Genomic DNA, 15,643 nt, shown 5'->3' on the forward strand with positions numbered 1-15,643 from the left:
CGCCTGACGACCATGGCTTGCGTGAACCACCCGATCCCTTGCCGAACTCGGAAGTGAAACCGCAACGCGCCGATGGTAGTGTGGGGTCTCCCCATGCGAGAGTAGGTTATCGTCAGGCACCTATCCCGAAAAATCCCCCGTCTCGTTGAGGCGGGGGATTTTTTTGCGTGCAGGAAAACCCGGAAGCATACGGCTTCGTTTCGTAGAAGAGCGCTTTAGCCGGCGTGGGAATTTGTGCTTTCCCATTGAGCGCGTTAAAAGAGAAGAACACTCCCTTTCGAAAGCCACGCCCATGCGCCTTCACGCCCATCAAAGTTTGCTTCTACTCATTGATTTTCAGTCGCGGCTGCTTCCCGTCATCCCCGGTGCCGAGCAAGGCATTCGTGAAGCGGGGTGGCTTTCCGGCGTTGCCTGTGAGCTCGACGTGCCGGTTTGGCTGACCGAGCAAAATCCGGCGCAGCTGGGACACACCGATGCGTCGCTGACGCAGGCGCTGGGTGAGCACGCGGTGTGGGAAAAGCAGCACTTCAGTATTACCGAGGAGCCCGCGTTCATGCGCGCGCTGGAAAAAGCAGAGCGAAAGCAAATCGTGCTGTGTGGTACCGAGGCGCACATTTGCGTACTGCAGAGCGCGCTAGGGCTTTTGGAGGCGGGGTTCGAGGTGTACTGGCTGGTGGAAGCCACGCTGAGCCGGCGCCCGGCAGAGGCTGAACTTGCCAGAGTGCGTGCTGCTCAGCACGGTGCGGTGAGCATAAGCGCCGACATGGCGGCTTACGAGTGGCTTCACCGCTGCGACACGGCACTTTTCAAGCGACTTCACCGAGAGTTTTTAAAGCCCCGCGCCGGGCGGGCGCTGACGTTTTCTAGCGATCCTGCTCGCGGCGCGTAAACACTAACTCACGCTCGTGTGATGCGGCCTTGTCGAAACGATACCCCGCCACATCGAATTCCTTTAACGCCTCTGGCGAGTTGACCTGCTCGCGAATGATCCAAGCGCTCATCAGTCCGCGCGCCTTTTTGGCGTAAAAACTGATGATCTTGTAGCTGCCGTTTTTTTCATCCTTGAACACCGGCGTCACGATCTCGGCGTCGAGCTTTTTGGCGTCTACCGCCTTGAAGTACTCGTTGGAGGCCAGGTTGACCAGCACGTTTGATCCGCTCTCATCAACCGCCTCGGAAAGGGCCGGCGTCAGAATCGGTTTCCAGTAGGCGTAGAGATCCTTGCCCGCGGCATTGGGCAGTTTGGTGCCCATCTCCAGACGGTAGGCCTGAATCAAATCCAGAGGGCGCAACAGCCCGTAAAGCCCGGAGAGAATACGCAGATGCTTCTGGGCGAAGCGGTTCTCCTTCTCGCTAAACGATTCGGCCTCGAGCCCTGTATACACGTCGCCCTGAAACGCCTGGGCGGCGGGCTTGGCATTATCCAGCGAAAACGGCGGCTGCCACTCCTTGAAGCGCGCGGCGTTAAGCCCGGCCAGTTTGTCGCTGATGCCCATCAACTCGCTGATCTGCTGTGGGGAGTAGTCGCGCAAAATATCGATCAGCGGCTGGCTCTGCTCGAGAAAATCCGGCTGTGTGACGTTATCCGTCGTGGGCGGCGTTTCGAAATCCAGCGTTTTGGCTGGTGAGATGACGCTTAGCATTGCGGGCTCCTTGAGCGCGGCATATTGAGAAACAAACCGATAGTGAGTGCGGGCAATGATACCAGGCCCCGGCATTTGCCGGGGCTATGGCGTCGATAGAAAAAGCGGACGAGCAGGGTATGGCTTAGGGGCTCGGGTTGGAAATTCGCTGATGGATCGCGTCGATGCCTTCGAGCACCTCGTCATCGAGCTTGAGCGCTTCGCTTTCGAGGTTCGATTCGAGCTGCTCCATCGTGGTCGCGCCGATGATGTTGCTGGTCAAGAAAGGCCGCGAGTTGATGAAGGCGAGCGCCATCTGAGCCGGATCCAGACCGTGCTTTTGGGCCAGCGCGACGTACTCCTGGGTTGCCTGCTCCGCTTGGGGCGAGGTGTAGCGCTTAAAGCGTTCGTACAGCGTCAGGCGGCCCTTAGCGGGACGCGCGCCGTTTAAATACTTGCCCGACAAAACGCCGAAGGCTAGCGGCGAGTAGGCAAGAAGGCCAACGTCCTCCCGGTGGGCGATTTCGGCAAGGCCGACCTCGAAGGAACGATTCAGCAGGTTGTAGGGGTTTTGTATTGATGCCACGCGGGGCAGGTCGAACTCCTCGGCAAGCTGGAGCATGCGCATCACGCCCCAGGGCGTGTCGTTGGAGACGCCGATGGCGCGCACCTTGCCCGCATCGACCAGCTCCTTGAGCGCGCCAAGCGTCTCTTTCAACGGTGTGGCGTCTTGATCATCGGCGGCGGTGTAGCCAAGCTGGCCGAAGAAGTTGGTTTTGCGCTCCGGCCAGTGGAGCTGGTAAAGATCCACGTAGTCGGTTTGAAGACGCGCAAGGCTTGCATCGATCGCCTCATGAATGTGGGCGCGGTTCATGCGCGAACCGCCGCGAATATGCTCGACACCGGGACCGACGATCTTGGTCGCCAGTTTGATGTCGTCGCGGGCGCCGCGCGCCTTGAGCCAGCTGCCGACGTACTTTTCAGTCAGGCCCTGGGTCTCGGCCTTGGGCGGAACCGGGTACATTTCGGCGGTGTCGATAAAATTAATGCCGAACGCCACGGCGCGGTCGAGCTGTTCATGGGCCTCGGCTTCGCTGTTTTGCTCACCATAGGTCATGGTGCCCAAACACAAGCGGCTGACATCGAGTCCGGTTCTGCCAAGTGGACGGGTCTGCATTCGTACCTCCTAAGCGGCGTAAAGGTTGCCCCACGGGCGGGCTTTAAGGCCCCTGCGGCAATAGCGTCAGAGCATGTTAGCGACCCCCGCTTCAACCGGCAAATGAAGGGGGTTGAGTCAAAGCGAAGGCAGGCGTATGCTTGCCAGCCCATTCGCCGACCAAGGGTCGGTTTTTTCGTAGGGTTAGCCGTTTGAGCGGGTTGGCTAGCTAAAGCTTTCAACAGATAGGCAGGGTGGTTTGCCATGCCGCAGGCATCATCTTTGTTTATTCGGCTCGAGTTTCGTTTGGCCGAACAGCTGTTTCGTTCCCGGTGGTTGCTCCCCCATTCGCGCCGCACTCAGCGTTTAACCATGCGCCTTTACAAGCGCTGCGCCGAGGCCGGGCATCCGGACGCGCTCTCCACCTACGGCCAAATGCTGTTTCATAAAAGCCGTTCGCCACAGGACAAGGCGCGTGGCGCGCGCTACGTGCTGGAAGCCGCCCAGGCCGGCGACGTTCAGTCGCAATATCAGGCCGCGCGTATTCACGAGCACGGCTGCGTGCAGTACCCGTGCCGCGAGGATTACGCGGTGACCTGGTACGCCCGCGCCGCCCAAAGGGGCCACCGCCTCGCCGCCGAGCGCCTGTCGCGCGCCTATGCGCGCGGCGAGCTAGGCCTGGGCATCGATTGCGAGCGCTCCGCCTACTGGGAAAGCATCGCCAACCCCACCCAGGTGGTGGCGGCGTGACGGTGGATCGATGACACACTCTGCCGGTGAGCCGCTGCCGACCGTTCTAGATATCGAAGCCTCGGGCTTTGGCCGCGGCAGCTACCCGATCGAGATCGGCCTGGCCCGCGCCGATGGGAGCTGCTGCGCGTTTCTGGTACAGCCCTTGGAAGAGTGGACGCACTGGGACCCGAAGGCGGAGCTTCTGCACGGTATTTCCCGAGAACGGCTTTTTCAGGAAGGGTACCCGGTGCGCCAGGTCGCTTGCTGGCTCAACGATGAGCTTTCCGAGCTTGGCAAGGCCTACAGCGATAGCTGGGGCTACGACAACACCTGGCTTTCGCTGCTGTTTCACCACGCCGGTATGCTGCCGCGCTTTCGCTTGGAAGCCCTGCGGATTCTGATGACCGAGCCCCAGCAGGCGCTTTGGAGCCAGACCAAAGAAGCGATCATTGGCGACCAGTCCATTCAGCGCCACCGGGCCGGCGACGACGCGCGCCTTCTCCAGCTTACCTTCGAGCGTACCCGCGCCGACCTTCAGAGCGTGATGACTAAACCCTCCTGAGCGTAGTTCTCAACGCCTACTTCAACTGGCTCTCCAGCGCCTCGACGAGCGCTTTCGGAGTGTCGGCATCCATAAGCATGGCGCGGGTCGACGCGCCGAGAAAACCGTGCTCGACGGTGTTGTCCAAAAAGGCCAATAGCGGGGCGTAGAAGCCTTCGGTATCCAGCAGCGCCAAGGGCTTTTCGTGCAGTCCGAGATAACCCCAGGTCCAGATTTCGAACAGCTCTTCGAACGTGCCGATACCGCCGGGCAGCGCCACGAAAGCATCAGCGTGGGCGGCCATGGTGGCCTTGCGCTCGTGCATGTTGGACACCCGAATCAGCTCGGTCAGCCCGAAGTGGGCCTGCTCGCGCTCGACCAAATGGGTCGGCATGACGCCGATTACCTCGCCGCCAGCTTCGAGAGCGGCGTTAGCTAGCGCCCCCATGAGCCCCACGCGCGCCCCGCCGTACACCAGGGTGTGGCCGCGATTCGCCAGAGTTTCGCCCAGCGACCGGGCCGCTTCCATGAAGGCAGGGCTTTGGCCCTCGCGCGAGCCAAGATAAACGCAGATGCGCGACATAGCGTGATTCCTGTAATGCAGTGGCCGAAATGAAGGGAAGAGAACGCTAGACGTAGCGGTCGATCTGGTAGTGCTCGTCCATCCAGGCGCCGATCACGTTGTGGCTACCCAGGTGATGGGCGTACTGGGTGTGCAGGCATCGAATCTGCTGCCAGTTGCTGATGCCGCCGATGCCGCGCTCGGTCAGCACCTCGCGGTAGCCGAGCCGTTCGACCTCGCTGCGCTGCGCCTCGCTCATGAACGACCAGCGCGCCGCCACGTAGTCGCGGTGGCTCTGGCGGTAGCGCTCCAGAAACTCGGGCTCCTCCTGCAGGCGCTGCTCCAGCGACTTGATCACCCCGACCGCCTCGACCCGCGAGATTTCGATCTTGAGCACGTCCGAGCAGAGCCAGTAAAGCGTGGGAAAGGGCTTGCCGTCGACGATCGGCGCCATGCGAAGCGCCAAGGGCGTGCCGTGTTCGTCTTCAGCGGCGACGGCTTCGATACCGCGGGGCGCCCGGCCCAGCTGTCGGGTGATGATCTCAAGCTGGTGCTCGGTGGGGGCGTGATCGGTACGGATTACCATCAAAAAATCTCTTAGCGTTGCTCGTCTCGAACAAATTTATTGGAGCGGCCCACGGCGCGGAAAAAGCAGCGGTTGAGCTGCTCCGGGGAGGCGACGTAGGACCAGGTGCGCTCGCAGTACTCGGCGGCGCGCGCGATCAGCACGTCATACAGACGATTGAACGGGGCATCATAATCGTAGGGGTCGGCGCCGAACAAGCGGATATGCGGGTAGTCGGCGAAACGCTCCACGAAATAGCGCTCCAGGTCCGCCTCCACGGTCTTGTGCCTGGCCGTATTGTCCGGCTCGAGCCAAAGGTTGTAGCGTATGGCCATAATCTCTCCTGCGCCCGGCGCGGGCGGTGGATCAGGCGGGCGCGTCCTGTAGGTGCGCCGACAGCGCCTCGCGAAGCTCACCTTCGATGGGCAGCGCGCGCTTGGCCTGATGATCGAATTGCAGCATGACGGTGTGGCCCACGTTGGTCAGCTTCCCCAACTGATGCGCTTCCTGGGTCACCGTGAACGAGCTGTTGCCCAAACGCGTCAGGTAGGTACGCACTTCGACGGGGTGACCGTAAAACAGTTCAGCGCGGTAGTCGACTTCCATTCGCGCCATCATCAGCCGCCACTTTTTGGGGTCGAGATCCGGCGTGAACAGCGTGAACAGGTCGTTGCGCGCAAGCTCAAACCAGGCGGGCAGGCGCGTGTTGTTGATGTGGCCAAGCGCGTCGGTGTCATAAAAAGCGGGTTCGATGGTGCGTGTGAACATGGGCGTCCCTTCTAAAGAGTGAAATACCTGGCATGGATGCCTGGTCGCGTTGGGTCAAGCGCTGGGCGTGGCGGCGAGCCGGCGTGCGCTCCACCAGCGCTGAAGTTTCATCCAGCCCAGAAGCCATAGCGTCGCGACCAAAAAGCCGGCCAGCGTCCCCTGTACCAGCCCCCAGGTATCGTAAGTATAGGAAACGCACAGCGCATAGCTCCAGAGCGAACCAAGCCCCATGGGGTAGTGTTTGATGACCGTGGCGGTCGGGGCGGGCCCCTGGCTTAGGTGAAGAATCAGCAAAAAGGGCAGCATGGTGATCGGGAAGGCGGCAAGCGTGCCCGCCCAGGCGGTGGGCACCCAGTGAGCCAGCGTGGTAATGACGAAAATGATGGCTGTTGCCAGCAGCGCGCGCGCGAAAAGTGCCCGCCAAGAGAACGGCGCCCTGGCGCTGGCCACGCTTTCGGGAATACGCCGAAAGAGCAGGCTGAAAACCACGATAGCGCACAGCGTTACCAGCGTGCCGGAGAGCCGCGTGAAATCGAACCGGGCGAGTACCATGCTCACAATGAGCCAGGCCACGAGCCCGCCGCAGGTTCCCTGCAGGACACCTTTCATGCCGGGTTTTCGCCCGCAAAGCCAGTAGCCCGCGCCGAGGGCCATGGTGGCGGTAAAGCCTGCCAGGGTATGGACCGCGCTTTGCGCAGCGTAGAGCGGTGAGATTTCAAGGCCAATGAAAAAAAGCGCCAGCGCCGTGCCCAGTGGATAGCCCGCCAAAAGTCCGGCGACCCGAGGACTCACCCGTACTGCGATAACGCCCAGGCCCAGCACCATACCCACCGAGGCGGCGATCTTGGCTAGCTGCCAGCTGAGAGGAACTTCCAGCATTCTCGATTATCCTTGTAAGTATTAATGATTTTTAAGTTCCGCCGCTCAGGAGATCCAGGTTTCGTGGATACCGCGCCCTCATCTGGCCATTCGCTGTCGCCGCCTGCCAAACCGGCGCAGTGCGAGCTTTGCCATCGAGCCGCCGCGCTCACCAAGCACCACCTCATTCCCCGTACGCTGCACAACAAGCCGCGCTATCGAAAACGCTACAGCCGCGAGGAGCGCTTGACCGCCATCGCTTGGCTTTGCCACCCCTGCCACAAGCATATCCACCGGCTTTTTAGTGAGCGCGAGCTGGCAGATCGTTTCCCGAGCGTCGAGGCGCTGGCCGAAGATCCGGACATTCGCGCCTTCGTCGAGTGGCTATCCACCAAGCCCGCCGGGTTCAAACCGAAATCGCCGGTGCGCAAGCGCTGAGCCTGCGCGATTCGGGCATCGAGCGATGCCCGTTGCTAGCGGCGCCACGCCCCATGGTCGTTTATATTCGCTGGGCTTCATATAAGCACTTTGTATACAAGCGAGCGAAACGAAAAAGCGAATAGTCGGCAATGACAAAGGTGGAGGATAAAGACGGGGGCGATGACAACGAAGAGACACGCCGGAGCCACCGGCGCGGCGGGTTAGATCAGGCGCAGGCCCTGCTGGTCGCGCCAAGCGGCGTCGAGGGCCTGCTCAAGCGGTGCCTGGAGATGGGTAGGCAGCGCGGCGCGGGCGGCTTCTTGTGAATCGAACGCGCGGTTCTTGAGCCAGCAGTAGGCCCAGGCGCACGCCTCTTCATCGCTTTGTGGCGTGGGGCGGGCGGGCATCTGGTTAAGCAAAAAGACCGCGGTGCGCGGCGCCCAAAGCGGCATGGCGCCATCGCTGTCTTCGCTCCAGCGCGCGAGATCCAGGCCGCTGGGCGTGGTTTCCGGCGTGCCCAGCTTGGCGACCCGCGCGGTTTCCGCCAGAATGAGCGCCAGCTGGTCGGCATCCGCCTGACCCAGCGAGCGCCACTGGCGTAAAAGCGCCGCCAGCCCTGCGCGCATCTTGGTGTAAAAGTCGTTTTGCGCCATGCTCGTCGTCAATCCTTTCGCAATCAGTGAGAACTCTCATGGGCTTCGATTTTGCCACGCCTGTCGAGCGGCGCCACCCCGAAGGCGGCTACTCGTCACAAAAATGGCACCGCTACGGCGCCGACATCCTGCCGCTGTGGGTGGCGGACATGGACTTTCGCTCGCCGCCGGCGGTGATCGAGGCGCTCGAGCGCCGCGTCGCCCACGGCGTATACGGCTACGGCGAGGTGCCCGCCTCACTCAAGAAGACGCTTTGCGACTGGAGTGCTACGCACTACGACTGGCCGATCGAGGCCGAGTGGCAGCACTGGCTGCCCGGCGTGGTACCCGCGCTGCACTTTGCCACACTCGCGCTGACAAAGCCCGGTGACGCCGTGCTTACCGCCACGCCCATCTACCCGCCGTTTCTGGCCGTGGCCGAGCGTACCGGGCGCCTGAGCCAGCAAGCGAGGCTCGCCGAACCCGCGGGCCCGGGTGAGCCCTGGCGGCTCGATCTCGAAGCGCTGGAAGCCGCCATCACGCCGGAAACGCGGCTGCTGCTCTGGTGCCACCCGCACAACCCGACCGGCCGCGTCTGGCGCCATGAAGAGCTGGCCGGGTTGGCTGAGCTGGTCGAGCGCTTCGATCTCTTCGTGGTGTCCGACGAGCTTCACTGTGATCTGCTGCTCGAACAAGGCGCGCGCCACCGTCCGCTGGCCGCGCTGTTTCCGGCGCTCGCCCGGCGCACGATCACGCTCTGGGCGCCGTCCAAGACCTTCAATCTGGCAGGGCTCTCGAGCGCCTGCGCGGTCATTCCAGACGCGGCTATCCGCCAGCGCTTTGCCACGGCCTGCAAGGGCCTGCTTCCGGAGGTGAACGTGCTGGGGCTGGTGGCCGCCGAAGCTGCCTATGGAGAGGGCGAACCCTGGCGTCAGGCGCTGCTCGAGGTGCTGCGCAGCCATCGCGACAGGCTGGAACGTTATGTGGCCAACTGGCCCGGGGTGAGCCTGAGCGCCCCACAAGCGACCTATCTGGCGTGGCTCGACGTGCGTCAGGCGAACCTGGGCGATTCGCCTTATCAAACGCTCAAGGAGCGGGCGGGGGTGGCGCTTTCCGACGGGGCAGCGTTTGGCCGCCCCGGCTTTCTGCGCCTAAATTTCGGCACCACGGTCGCCGAGCTGGAGGCGGCGCTTGCGAGGCTTGATGCGGTGCTCGGGGCCGCGGCTCAGTAGAGCAGGGCGAACAGCTTGCGCCGATAGGCCACGGTCAACGGGTGATCGGCGCCGAGGGCGTCGAACACCTGCAACAGCGTCTTGCGCGCGGCGTCATCGTTATAGGCGCGGTCAGCCTTCATCAGCGCCAGAAGCCCTTCGAGGCCCGTATCGTAGTCGCCGTCGGCAACCTGGCGCAGGGCACGCTGGTAGCGCGCTTCGCTGTCGTCGCGATCACCCAGCGCGGCGATCTCCTCTGCGCTGAGCGCCTGCTCGCTGAATTCGATGCTGGCGCGCACGCCGCGGGCGGCTGCTCCTTCGCGCTCCTCCGGCGGCAGGTTGTCGAGCACCCCGCGCGCCTCGTCGCGCTGGCCCTCGGCGACGAGTACTTTGGCAAATGCCACCTGGTAGGCGTGATACTCCGGGTACTGGGTGATCATCGTCTGATAGATCTCTTTGGCAGTGGCGGTGTCGCCCTCGGCCAGCGCCGCTTCGGCCTGCTCTTCCGGCGTCGCCGGCGCGTCCTCCGGGGCCTGAATGTAGCGCCCAAGCCACTCGCGCACCTCTTTTTCCGGCTTTGCGCCCTGGAATCCATCGACCAGGCCGCCTTGGCTTACGAGCTTCACATCCGGCACCGAGCGCACGCCGAGCTGCGCGGCGATCTCCGGGTTGGCCTGGGCGTCTAGCTTGGCCAGCAGGAAGGCGCCGCCGTACTCCAGCGCCAGCTTCTCGAGCACGCTGATAAGCTGCTGGCAGGGTTCGTTGGCCGGCGAGTAGCTGTCGAGCAGCACCGGCACCTGGCTCGAGGCTTCCAGCACTTTCTGAATGTTGGCCGCGCTCAGCTCGATGATCACATCGTCGCGGGCGACGGCGGGCCGGCTGCCGCTAGCGGCAGTGTCGGCGGCGGGTTCGGCCGTCAGCGTATTTCCGGTGCGGGGATCAATAATCGACATGTCACGTTCTGCGCTCTGCTAGGGAAAGAATAAAACAAGCATGGCACATGATATTAAGGCGGGGAGGGCGTTATTCAAGCGGCGCCGCGCAGGCGGCGACACCGCAAAGGTATGACCGGTTACTGGCGGGCGTCGAGCTCGGCCTGCATGTCATCGATCATGGCGTACATGTCGTCACATAGTGCCTGGGAGGGCTCGTGGTCCGAGCCTGGCTCCATCATTTCAAGTTCTTCCTGATGGCGGCCAAGCACCTCCTGAACGTTGCCGGCGCTGGTGATCGCTTCCATGTCGGCGGTAAGATCCTCGGCGGTTTTGCCCTGCTGCATCTGGTTGGCCGCGTAGGCTTCCAGCTGATCGTACACGTTCTGATTGGCGGCCATCAGCGCCTCGGACGAGCACGCTTGGCTCTGGGCGAAGGCGCCCTGGGTGGTCAGGGCAGCGGCCAGGCTCAGAAATAGTGCGATTTTTTTCATGAAGAGACATCCTTTATAGGTAGAGCGTTGCGATCAAGAGACACTCTCAAGCGCGAGGCGTTCCCGTAATGGCGTCATTTGTTTGGGTAAAGCCGGCAGCACCGCTTGGCAAAGCGCCTGACCCTCAGGTGATGTCAGCGTCAACGGCGAGGTGACGGGGCGATCCTCGACCAGTTGCCCGGCGCCCATGACGAGTACCCGCGAGCAGAAGCGCTCGACCAGGCGAAGATCGTGAGTGACGAACAAGAACGCCACGCCGACATCGCGCTTAAGCGCAGTGAAAAGCTCGAGCATCTGGATTTGCAGGTGCAGGTCCAGATTCGACACCGCTTCATCGAGCACGATCAGCGACGGCCGGGGCGCCAGCGCGCGGGCGATACACACGCGCTGAAGCTGGCCGCCGCTGAGCTCGAAGGGGTAGCGGCGGGCAAGCCGGTGCGCCAGGCCAACGGCTTCGAGAAGCTCCGCCACCCGGGCCGGGTGCTGGGCACGGGGTAAATCGGTCAGGTGAATCAGCGGCTCGCTGATGATCTCGGCCACGGTGAGGCGCGGATTCACCGCGCTCTGCGGGTCCTGAAACACCATCTGCACCTGGCGGCGAAACGCCTGCCAGCCGGGTTTGTCGAGCGTCGAGATCGCCTTGCCTTGAAAGCGCACCGTGCCCTGGCGTGGCGTTTCGAGCCCGGTGAGCAGGCGCGCCAAAGTGCTCTTGCCGCAGCCGCTGCGCCCCAGAAGCCCCAGGGTTTCGCCCTGGGCGATGTAAAGCGACACCGCTTCCAGCACGGGCGGGGCCGGGCGGCGGCGCAAAAAGGATCGTCTCGAGGCGTAGCCGTGAGAGACGCCGTCGGCGCTTAGAAAACTCATGTGATAACCCTCATGACGGTGCCTGCAGATGGGGATAGAGCGCCAGGTGCGCCTCGACCAGTGCCTGGCTGACGCCGTGCTGCGGGCGCTTAAACAGCGTTTCGACCGGTGCGCTCTCCACCAGCCGGCCCTGGTCCATCACCAGCACCCGGTCGGCCAGGCGCGCCACCACGCCCATGTCGTGGGTGATCAGCAAAATCCCCAGGCCGAAGCGCGTACGCAGGTCGGCGAGCAGGTCGAGAATGTCGCGCTGGTGGATCACGTCGAGATCCGTGGTCGGCTCGTCGGCGAACAGAAACGGCGCCTCGCTTGCCAGCGCCAGCGCGATCATCGTGCGCTGAAGCATGCCGCCGCTCATTTCAAACGGGTAAAGCTTTAAAAGACGCTCGGGGTCATCGAGGCCCGCGTCCAGCATCGCCTGGCGAGTGCGCGGGCCGCGCGCCTTTCTGGCCACGCCAAGGCCTTTGAGCGTCTCATCGAAGTGGCTTTTGAGCGTGCGCACCGGATTGAAGGCGCTGCGCGGGTTTTGCATGATCGAGGCCACCACCCGCCCGCGTAAGAGCGTCGCGGCGATCGGCGCGCCGTCGAGGTGGGCCTGGCCCGCGCGTTTGAGCGTGCCGCTGGGCAGGGTGTCGAGGGCCGCCGCGCAGCTCAGCGACTTGCCCGAGCCGCTGACGCCGACCAGCGCCACCACTTCGCCGCGCGCGAGGGTGATCGAGACGTCGTCGACCAGGCGCCCGTCGCGGGTGTCGACGGTCATGCCTTCAAGCGTCAGGGTGCGGTGCGTGGGCGGCGCGTTCAATGCATGTGCTCCCGTTGGAGTTGAGGGTCGAGGCGGTCGCGCAGCGCGTCGCCCAGCAGGTTGAAGGCCATCACGCTCACAAACAGCGCAAGCCCCGGCCAGAGCATCAGCATCGGTTGGGTCCAGACAAACTGGCGCGCATCCGAGAGCATTACGCCCCACTCTGGTGTCGGCGCGGCGACGCCGAGCCCGAGAAACGAAAGGCCTGAGACGTGCAGCATGATGTGACCGATATCGAGTGAGGCGAGTACCGCCAGCTGTGACAGCGTGGACGGCAGCAGGTGGCGGGTAAAGATGCGCAGCCGCCCGGCGCCGGCCATGCGCGCGGCGCTGATGTAGTCACGATGCTTGAGCGACAGCACCACCGAACGCACGATGCGTGCGTACCAGGCCCAGTGGGAGAGCGCGATGGCGAGTATCACGTTGACCAGGCCCGTGCCCAGCATGCCGATCATGAACAGCGACAGCACGAAGGTGGGAAAGGTCAGAAAGATGTCCGTCATCCGCATGGCGATCTGGTCGAAACGCCCGCCGATGAATCCGGCGCTGCCGCCCACCACGATGCCCATCGCCAGCAGCAGCGAAAGCGTTACGGCGACCACGCCGAGCGAGACCCGCGTGCCCTCCAGAAGCCTTGCGAGAATGTCGCGCCCCAGATGGTCGGTGCCGAGCCAGTGCGTGGCGCTCGGCGGGGCGAGGCGCTCGGGCAGCGCCACGGCGTTGGGGTCGAACGGCGAAAGCCCGGCGCCGAACAGCGCCACGAATACCAGCCCCGCCACCAGCGCCAGGGCGATGTAGGTGGTTAGCCGCGCCCTGAGCAAGCGCCCCTGAGATGGAAATTGAGACGACGGCGATAACGGTGCGCTTGACGTGCTCACTGTACGCCCTCCCTGGAAATGCGAATGCGCGGGTCGGCGGCAGCGTAGACGATATCGACGATCAGGTTGCAGACCACGAAGATCGTCACCATCAGCAGCGTGAAGCACTGGATGACCGGGTAGTCGCGGTTGAAGATCGCCGACACGGCGTAGCGCCCGATGCCGGGCCAGCCAAAGATGCTCTCGATGATCAGCGTGCCGCCGATCAGCTCGCCGACGTGCATGCCGGTGGCGGTAATGATTGGAAGCAGGGCGTTTCTCAGCACGTGGCGACGCTCCACCTCGCGCTCACCGAGCCCGCGCAGGCGGGCGTACTGCACGTGGCGCTGGCCTCCCACCTCCAGCATGCTGGCGCGCAGCAGCCGCGCGTTGATCGAAAGCGACATCAGCGAGATCGCCACCGCCGGTAACACCAGGTGCGCGACCCCGCCGCGGCCCATCGGCGGAAGCCACCCCAGCGTGACCGAAAACAGCAGCACCAGCAGAAAGCCGAGCCAGAAGTTGGGCATCGACACGCCGAAAAAAGCGATCAGGCGCACGACGATATCCGGAGCGCGGTGGTGGTGACGCGCCGCCCAGCGCCCGAGCGGGATCGACACCAGCAGCGTCAGCACCAGCGCGACGCCGGCAAGCTCGAGGGTGGCCGGTAGAAAGTGCAGCATGTCCTCGAATACCGGGCGCTGAGTGGCGTAGGAGACGCCGAAATCGAGGCGCAAAGCGCTTGAAAGCCATTGGACGTACTGGGTGATCAGCGGCTGGTCGAGACCCAGCGCCGCCCGAGCGTGCTCGAGCGCCTGGGGGGTGGGCGGCACCTGAGAGAGGCGCAGGTAGTCCATCGCCGGGTCCGACGGGCCCAGGCGCAGCAGCAAAAAGATGATGATGGACGCCGCCAGCAGCAGTAGCGGCAGCAGCAACAGCCGCTTGAGGATAAAACCGGCCATCAGCGCTCGGCCTCGGGGGTGAACTGGTCAAACGGAATTTCGCTGGCCATGGCGCCAAAGTGGATCTCGCCGACCTTGGGTGAAGCCACGGCGAGCACGTTGGAATAGGTCAGCGGCAGATAAACGGCGGCCTCGTGCAGGCGGGTCAGCAGCGTCTCGTAAAGCGCCTGGCGCTGCGTCTCGTCGGTCGACGCAAGAATGTCGCCGATCAGCGCGTCGATGTCGGGTTTGTCGGCAAGCCCCAGCTGCGCCTGGTAGTCGGCGTGGGCGGGGGCGCGCATGGCGCTGATGAAGGCGTGGGGGTCAAAAGGCGCCCCCCAGGTACGATTGAAGATCATGCCGAAGCGCCCGTCGCGCTGGCGGGCGTAGACACTGCTCTCCTCCTCGCCGATCAGGCGAACCATCATGCCAAGCGCTGAAAGCTCCGCCTGGATGATTTCTGCGGTGGATTTCGACACCGCATCGTTGCCAACGAACACCAGATCGATCTGCAGCGGCTCGCCATCCTTCATGCGCACGCCGCGATCGAGGCGCCAGCCCGCCTCATCGAGCAGCTCGGCGGCGCGCTCGGGGTTAAACGCGTAGGGGGTGAGCCCTACATCGGCGTAGGGCACGCCCGGGGCGAACAGTGTATCGGCGACCTGCTGCGTACCGTAGAAGACGCTTTCGGCGATGCTGGCCTTGTCCACCGCGTGGTTGATCGCCTGGCGTACGGCCAGATCCGCCGTGGCGCCGCGCTGGCTGTTCATCGCCAGCATCAGGGTCTCCATCGGCTCGGAAAGCGCCGTTGTGTAGCGCCCGCTATCGGCGAGTCGCTCGAAAGTGTCCGGCGAGATGAGCCCTTGTGAGCCGTAGATCAAATCGATATCACCGGTCTGCAGCGCGATGGCGCGGGTGTTGGGGTCGGCGATGACATGAACGTCGACCTCCTCGAACGCCGGCGCCGTGCCCCAGTAGCTGTCGTTGCGTTTAAAACGGTCGAATTCGCCCAGGCGCGTTTCGTCGAGTACCCAAGCCCCAGTGCCGATGGGCGCACGAATGCCGCCGGAGGCGTCGTCGGTCAACTGCGAAGGCGCCACGAAGCGAAAAGGGCGAGGCAGGGTGAGATCCTGCAGTAGCGGATAGTAGGGTGCCTGGAGGGTTAGCTCGACGGTAGCCTCGTCCAGCGCGCGTACGCGATCGATCTGATGGGTCAGCTCGAGCCATGCGTGGGGAGCGGGGTTGGCCAGGATCGCGTCGAAGTTGGCGACCACCGCCGCCGCATCGAAGGGCTCGCCGTTGGAAAAGCGTACGTCCTCGCGCAGATGGAAGGTGTAGGTGCGCCGGTCCTCCGAAATATCCCAACTTTCGGCAAGCCAGGGGGCGATCGAACCGTCGGTTTGGTAGCGCACTAGCGGTTCATACACCATCGCCTGGGCGAACATTTGGTTGGGGGTGTAACGGTGCGGGTTCAACGGCCCTACGTTGGTCGGCCAGGAAACGTCGAGCCGCGTTTGGGCCGCGGCCGGCCCGTCGAACCCCAGAGCCAGGGAGAGCGCCAGAAGGGCACCTAAAGCTGCGCGCATGATTACCTCGGTTCGCTCGAACATTCGCTCGAACGCGATGCAGAGTCAGTATGATGAATTTAGAAAATTATCATACTTTCCCACCGAGGCGTAGGCAGGC

The 15,643-nt window shown here is 63.5% G+C and carries 20 protein-coding genes and 1 rRNA gene; 6 read left to right on the forward strand and 15 right to left on the reverse strand.

The window, feature by feature from the left end; all coding sequences use genetic code 11:
• Positions 1-2: 2 nt before the first annotated feature.
• Together rrf and MQW23_RS17075 are read left to right on the forward strand one after the other, a co-directional pair.
• A 5S ribosomal RNA gene (rrf, locus tag MQW23_RS17070) occupies positions 3-118 on the forward strand.
• A 174-nt stretch (positions 119-292) separates the two neighbouring features.
• Positions 293-889 carry an isochorismatase family protein gene (locus MQW23_RS17075; RefSeq protein WP_252109425.1) on the forward strand — a complete coding sequence of 199 codons (597 nt, stop codon included), beginning with the start codon at positions 293-295 and terminating at the stop codon, positions 887-889.
• On the opposite strand, the gene yaaA is transcribed toward MQW23_RS17075, so the two are convergent.
• A complete protein-coding gene (yaaA, locus tag MQW23_RS17080) occupies positions 864-1,643 on the reverse strand; it encodes a peroxide stress protein YaaA (protein ID WP_252109426.1) in 780 nt (259 codons plus the stop codon). The genes MQW23_RS17075 and yaaA overlap by 26 nt on opposite strands.
• A 124-nt stretch (positions 1,644-1,767) precedes the next feature.
• Complete coding sequence (locus tag MQW23_RS17085) at positions 1,768-2,799, reverse strand: NADP(H)-dependent aldo-keto reductase (protein WP_252109427.1); 1,032 nt, start codon at positions 2,797-2,799, stop codon at positions 1,768-1,770.
• A 243-nt stretch (positions 2,800-3,042) separates the two neighbouring features.
• On the opposite strand from MQW23_RS17085, the gene MQW23_RS17090 reads away from it, so the two are divergent.
• The gene (locus MQW23_RS17090; RefSeq protein ID WP_252109428.1) at positions 3,043-3,528 is read left to right on the forward strand and encodes a tetratricopeptide repeat protein; all 486 of its coding nucleotides are present in this window, start codon (positions 3,043-3,045) and stop codon (positions 3,526-3,528) included.
• Between the two features lie 10 nt (positions 3,529-3,538).
• Positions 3,539-4,072: a hypothetical protein gene (locus MQW23_RS17095; protein ID WP_252109429.1), complete on the forward strand. Its 534-nt coding sequence runs from the start codon at positions 3,539-3,541 to the stop codon at positions 4,070-4,072.
• Between the two features lie 16 nt (positions 4,073-4,088).
• Here the strand turns inward: MQW23_RS17095 and MQW23_RS17100 are convergent, their stop codons facing one another.
• Genes MQW23_RS17100 through MQW23_RS17120 form a run of 5 tightly spaced genes read right to left on the reverse strand, consistent with a single transcriptional unit; the run spans position 4,089 to position 6,825 of the window.
• Positions 4,089-4,634, reverse strand: a complete 546-nt coding sequence (locus MQW23_RS17100) for an LOG family protein (protein WP_252109430.1) — start codon at positions 4,632-4,634, stop codon at positions 4,089-4,091.
• Positions 4,635-4,680: 46 nt separating this feature from the next.
• A complete protein-coding gene (locus MQW23_RS17105; protein ID WP_252109431.1) occupies positions 4,681-5,199 on the reverse strand; it encodes a DUF501 domain-containing protein in 519 nt (172 codons plus the stop codon).
• An 11-nt stretch (positions 5,200-5,210) separates the two neighbouring features.
• A complete protein-coding gene (locus tag MQW23_RS17110) occupies positions 5,211-5,513 on the reverse strand; it encodes a hypothetical protein (RefSeq protein WP_252109432.1) in 303 nt (100 codons plus the stop codon).
• Positions 5,514-5,544: 31 nt separating this feature from the next.
• Positions 5,545-5,946, reverse strand: coding sequence for an acyl-CoA thioesterase (locus tag MQW23_RS17115; protein ID WP_252109433.1), 402 nt, complete (start codon positions 5,944-5,946; stop codon positions 5,545-5,547).
• Positions 5,947-6,000: 54 nt separating this feature from the next.
• Positions 6,001-6,825, reverse strand: coding sequence for a hypothetical protein (locus tag MQW23_RS17120; RefSeq protein WP_252109434.1), 825 nt, complete (start codon positions 6,823-6,825; stop codon positions 6,001-6,003).
• Between the two features lie 63 nt (positions 6,826-6,888).
• Here MQW23_RS17120 and MQW23_RS17125 point away from each other — a divergent pair, with 63 nt between their 5' ends.
• Positions 6,889-7,242, forward strand: a complete 354-nt coding sequence (locus tag MQW23_RS17125) for a hypothetical protein (protein WP_252109435.1) — start codon at positions 6,889-6,891, stop codon at positions 7,240-7,242.
• A gap of 203 nt (positions 7,243-7,445) precedes the next feature.
• Here MQW23_RS17125 and MQW23_RS17130 read toward each other — a convergent pair whose 3' ends face one another.
• Positions 7,446-7,877, reverse strand: coding sequence for a hypothetical protein (locus tag MQW23_RS17130; RefSeq protein WP_252109436.1), 432 nt, complete (start codon positions 7,875-7,877; stop codon positions 7,446-7,448).
• A gap of 38 nt (positions 7,878-7,915) precedes the next feature.
• Between MQW23_RS17130 and MQW23_RS17135 the strand changes: the two genes are divergently transcribed.
• Positions 7,916-9,088 (forward strand): MalY/PatB family protein, encoded by a 1,173-nt coding sequence (locus tag MQW23_RS17135; RefSeq protein WP_252109437.1) that lies wholly within the window; start codon positions 7,916-7,918, stop codon positions 9,086-9,088.
• On the opposite strand, the gene MQW23_RS17140 is transcribed toward MQW23_RS17135, so the two are convergent.
• The 7 genes from MQW23_RS17140 to nikA form a co-directional block, all read right to left on the reverse strand.
• Positions 9,082-10,020 carry a co-chaperone YbbN gene (locus MQW23_RS17140; RefSeq protein WP_252109438.1) on the reverse strand — a complete coding sequence of 313 codons (939 nt, stop codon included), beginning with the start codon at positions 10,018-10,020 and terminating at the stop codon, positions 9,082-9,084. The two genes, MQW23_RS17135 and MQW23_RS17140, sit on opposite strands and share 7 nt — an antisense overlap.
• Before the next feature lie 119 nt (positions 10,021-10,139).
• Positions 10,140-10,493, reverse strand: a complete 354-nt coding sequence (locus MQW23_RS17145; protein WP_252109439.1) for a hypothetical protein — start codon at positions 10,491-10,493, stop codon at positions 10,140-10,142.
• 33 nt (positions 10,494-10,526) lie between these two features.
• A complete protein-coding gene (nikE, locus tag MQW23_RS17150) occupies positions 10,527-11,357 on the reverse strand; it encodes a nickel import ATP-binding protein NikE (protein WP_252109440.1) in 831 nt (276 codons plus the stop codon).
• A 10-nt stretch (positions 11,358-11,367) separates the two neighbouring features.
• A complete protein-coding gene (locus MQW23_RS17155; protein WP_252109441.1) occupies positions 11,368-12,159 on the reverse strand; it encodes an ATP-binding cassette domain-containing protein in 792 nt (263 codons plus the stop codon).
• The gene (gene nikC, locus MQW23_RS17160; RefSeq protein ID WP_252109442.1) at positions 12,156-13,037 is read right to left on the reverse strand and encodes a nickel ABC transporter permease subunit NikC; all 882 of its coding nucleotides are present in this window, start codon (positions 13,035-13,037) and stop codon (positions 12,156-12,158) included. The genes MQW23_RS17155 and nikC overlap by 4 nt, the downstream gene beginning before the upstream one ends.
• Positions 13,034-13,978 carry a nickel ABC transporter permease subunit NikB gene (gene nikB / locus MQW23_RS17165; protein WP_252109443.1) on the reverse strand — a complete coding sequence of 315 codons (945 nt, stop codon included), beginning with the start codon at positions 13,976-13,978 and terminating at the stop codon, positions 13,034-13,036. The genes nikC and nikB overlap by 4 nt, the downstream gene beginning before the upstream one ends.
• Positions 13,978-15,543: a nickel ABC transporter substrate-binding protein gene (gene nikA, locus MQW23_RS17170; protein WP_252109444.1), complete on the reverse strand. Its 1,566-nt coding sequence runs from the start codon at positions 15,541-15,543 to the stop codon at positions 13,978-13,980. Before nikA ends, nikB begins: the two co-directional genes overlap by 1 nt.
• Between the last annotated feature and the right edge of the window lie 100 nt (positions 15,544-15,643).

Source organism: Halomonas sp. S3-1-1 (genome assembly GCF_023757625.1).
Lineage (GTDB): Bacteria > Pseudomonadota > Gammaproteobacteria > Pseudomonadales > Halomonadaceae > Vreelandella.